Origin of the sequence: Phormidium sp. CCY1219, from assembly GCF_035615515.1 — a bacterium.
Lineage (GTDB): Bacteria > Cyanobacteriota > Cyanobacteriia > Cyanobacteriales > Laspinemataceae > CCY1219.
In genome coordinates this window covers 1-1,894 of sequence record NZ_JAJENT010000214.1, presented here as the reverse complement: position 1 = coordinate 1,894, position 1,894 = coordinate 1, and the positions used below count along the sequence as shown (strand labels likewise).

Annotated in this window: 1 pseudogene; it reads left to right on the top strand. The window is 40.1% G+C overall.

Going from position 1 to position 1,894, the window contains the following annotated elements:
- Positions 1 to 1,894 (top strand): annotated as a pseudogene (locus LKK83_RS01825) (hypothetical protein); the annotation flags it as partial.

The following is a 1,894-nucleotide window of genomic DNA, read 5'->3' as shown; positions in this document are numbered from 1 at the left end:
AGAACCCGTGAGGCAGAACCGAAAAAATGGGCGAGTTTACAAAATCGGTTGGGTAATATCTACTCTGACGATGTTCCAGGAAGTAAAAAGGCGGATAATTTAGAAAAAGCGATCGCCTATTACAACGCGGCATTGGAAATTTGGACTCGTGAAGCTCATCCCGAAGATTGGGCTATGGCGCAAAGTAATTTGGCAAATACCTACTTAGACAGAATAAGGGGAAAGCGATTAAAAAACATTGAACAAGCTATTTCTTACTATGAAGCAGTATCAGAAGTCAGAACCCGAAACGCCTATCCAGAAAAGTGGGCAAAAATACAAATTGGTTTGGGAGAAGCTTACCGTAACCGCATCCAGGGAAAAAGAGCAGAAAATATAGAGAAGGCAATTGCGTACTATGAAGCAGCACTAAAAATCTGCACCCGTAATACCCATCCCGAAGATTGGGCAGGAACACAAAGCAATCTAGGTATTGCCTATACTAGGCGTCTCCGAGGACAAAAAGCAGAGAATGTAGAAAGGTCAATATCTTATCATAATGCTGCTTTGACAGTTTATACCCGTGAAGAATATCCCCAAAATTGGGCAATGGTGCAACTTAATTTGGGTCTTGCCTACAGTCACCGGCTTCATGGAGAGAAAGCAGAAAATCAAGAAATCAGTCTAGCTTATTACAATGCAGCCTTGGAAGTTTTAACGCGGCAGGAATTTCCAGAATACTGGGCAAAAATTCAACTCAATTTGGGTACTGATTACTCTGAACGTATCCAAGGACAAAAAGCAGATAATCTTGAAATAGCCATTGCCTTTGATAACGCTGCTTTGGAAGTTTTAACTCAAGAGGCATTTCCCGAAGAGTGGGCAATGGTGCAAAAGAATCTGGGAACTGATTACCGCAAACGGATAAAAGGTCAGAAATCACAGAATCTGGAAATAGCGATCGCCCACTACACTTCTACTTTGGAAATCTTCAATAAACAAGCATTCCCAGAAGACTGGGCAGTCGTACAAAAGATGTTAGGAAATACTTATCAAGATCGAATTTGTGGAAATAAAGCTGATAATTTAGAACAAGCCATCCGCTATTACAATGCTGCCTTAGAAGTCTATACTCGTGAAGGCTATCCCGAAGAGTGGGCCGCGATACAAAACGATCTAGGTTCGACTTACTATTATCGGAAGCGAGGAAATCAGGAAAATAACATCGAAAGGGCGATCGCTGCTTACGAAAGAGCATTAGAAGTTAACAGTTATTTTGAAAACAGTTTAGAAAATTGGGCTATTACCCAAAATAATCTTGGCAATGCTTACCGAAATCGCATCAGAGGAGAGAAGGCAGAGAATCTAGAAATCGCTCTCGCTGCCTATAAGAGTGCTTTAATCATTCGGACTCCTGAAAAATATCCTGAACTTTGGGCGGATACGCAATATAACTTAGGTGTTACCTACATTAACCGGATTGAAGGAGAGAAGGCAGACAATATCGAAAAAGCCATTATTGCCTACGAAAATGCTTTAGAGATTTATATTGAAAAAGTATTTCCTCCTGGAGATGAGCCAGCTACATCTTATTTCGATTTGGATTCTCAATCGATAATTGAAGATGACTATAACAGTCGTAAAAGTGCGCTCGTCATTTCTGATGGAGATTCAGAATCTCACGACTATAATTATTGGGTAAACCAGTGTGTTGGTTTGCAAATGAATTTGTCTAATAGTTATGTAAATCGAATTGAAGGAGATAAAGGTGAAAATTTAGGAAAAGCTATTGATTATTATAAGGAGAGTTTTAAACTTCGCCCTCGTAAAGCCTTCCCTAACGAGTGGGCAGAAATCAAATTCCTGTTAGGGCTTGTCTATACCGATCGAACAGTAATCAATCAAGAGGAACGTT